Source organism: Exiguobacterium sp. s150, from assembly GCF_018618435.1.
GTDB lineage: Bacteria > Bacillota > Bacilli > Exiguobacteriales > Exiguobacteriaceae > Exiguobacterium > Exiguobacterium alkaliphilum.
In genome coordinates, this window is the sequence record NZ_JACSMC010000100.1 from 1 (window position 1) to 283 (window position 283).

General features: G+C 67.1%; 1 protein-coding gene. It reads left to right on the forward strand.

Translation table 11 applies throughout. The annotated features are described in order from the left end of the window. Positions 1-283: transposase (locus KNP76_RS15725; protein ID WP_214845058.1), on the forward strand; the 283-nt coding region annotated here is incomplete at both ends.

The following is a 283-nucleotide window of genomic DNA, read 5'->3' on the forward strand; positions in this document are numbered from 1 at the left end:
CCTCGAGCGCCGGGGGCGCCTGCCCTTGATCCCGCACACGATGTACCGGAAGGAACAGAAGAAGAAATGGCGCGAGGACCCGTTCAACACCGCGAACTGGGCGTACGATGGCGAGACCGACACGTTCACGTGCCCGGACGGGAGACGGCTCCCGTTCAGCCATGCGTCCCAAAGGACCGACCGGGACGGCTTCCCCCGCGACTTCCGTGTGTACGAGTGCGAGAGCTGCGACGGCTGCCCGTTCCGGGAGCTGTGCACGAAGGCCGAACCGGGGAGACACCGC